Origin of the sequence: Streptomyces sp. XM83C, assembly GCF_023072675.1 — a bacterium.
Classification (GTDB): domain Bacteria; phylum Actinomycetota; class Actinomycetes; order Streptomycetales; family Streptomycetaceae; genus Streptomyces; species Streptomyces thermocoprophilus.
Window position 1 is genome coordinate 1 of the sequence record NZ_JALLGL010000590.1, and the last position, 1,285, is coordinate 1,285.

Annotated in this window: 2 protein-coding genes; both read left to right on the top strand. The window is 67.2% G+C overall.

Translation table 11 applies throughout. From position 1 onward, the window contains the following. Nucleotides 1-68 precede the first annotated feature (68 nt). Nucleotides 69-368 (top strand): transposase, encoded by a 300-nt coding sequence (locus tag MTQ10_RS30545; protein ID WP_247473998.1) that lies wholly within the window; start codon nucleotides 69-71, stop codon nucleotides 366-368. Beyond that, nucleotides 365-1,252 carry an IS3 family transposase gene (locus MTQ10_RS30550; protein ID WP_247474000.1) on the top strand — a complete coding sequence of 296 codons (888 nt, stop codon included), beginning with the start codon at nucleotides 365-367 and terminating at the stop codon, nucleotides 1,250-1,252. Before MTQ10_RS30545 ends, MTQ10_RS30550 begins: the two co-directional genes overlap by 4 nt. Nucleotides 1,253-1,285 lie beyond the last annotated feature (33 nt).

Sequence of the window (1,285 nt, forward strand, 5' to 3'; positions counted from 1 at the left end):
GTGAAGCTTCCCCTTGATCGTGGACACCTGGAGACTGGGACCTGAGGTTCCAGAGGAAGTAGCGCCAGGTGGGAAGCAAGTACACGAAGCGGTACACCGAGGAGTTCAAGCGGGACGCGATCGCGCTCGTCGACTCCTCGGGAAAGACGGTCACCGCCGTCGCACGGGAACTCGGCATCAGCTCCGAGTCCCTGCGCGGCTGGTACCGCCGGGCCAAGGCCGACCAGGGCGAGGGCGCCCCGGGCGAGCTGACCAGCGCGGAGCGCGAGGAACTGCGCCGGCTTCGCAGAGAGAACCGCGAACAGCAGCAGACGATCGAGATCCTGAAAAAAGCGACGGCCTTCTTCGTGAAGGAGAGCGACCGGTGACCGCGTTGTACCGGTTGATCCATGCGGAGAAGGCGAACTACCCGATCGTCCTGTTGTGCCGGGTGCTGCACGTGGCCCGCTCCTCCTACTACGCCTGGCGCGAGGGCAAGGCCGCCCGCCGAGAGCGCCGGGCGGCCGACGACGCGCTCGCCCACGAGATCACCGTGCTGCACATCGCCTCCCGTCGCACCTACGGCGTCCCGCGCATCCACGCCGAGCTGCGGCGTCTGGGGCACCGGGTGAACCGCAAGCGCATCGCCCGCGTCATGCGCGAGCGCGACATCCGCGGCGTCACCCGCCGCAAGCACCGCTCGCTGACCCGGCCGGACAAGAAGGCGAAGCCGGCCCCGGACCTGATCGGCCGCGACTTCCACGCCGCGCGTCCCGGCACCCGGCTGGTCGGCGACATCACCTATCTCCCGACGGCCGAGGGCTGGCTCTACCTCGCCTGCTGGCTGGACCTGGCGACCCGCGAGGTCGTCGGCTATGCCATGGCCGATCACCATCGCGCCGAGCTCGTCGTCGACGCCCTCGACATGGCCTATGGCCGAGGCGGCCTGGAGCCCGGATGCGTGATCCACAGCGATCGCGGCAGCGAGTACACATCGGCGCAATTCAGGAATCGAATACAGGAGTTGGGGCTGCGACAGAGCTGCGGACGCACCGGATCATGTTTCGACAACGCCGCAGCGGAGAGTTTCTGGGCCCTGCTCAAGGAAGAGATCGGAACGCGGACCTGGCCTGACCGGGCCACCGCCCGCGCCGAGGTCTTCACCTTCATCGAGACCTTCTACAACCGCCGTCGCCTGCGCAAGCACAAGATCTTCGGCTACCTCACACCGGCCGAGACCAGACAGCGACATCAACACGCCCTCGCGGCATAACGAACGAGTGTCCAAGATCACGGGGAAACTTCA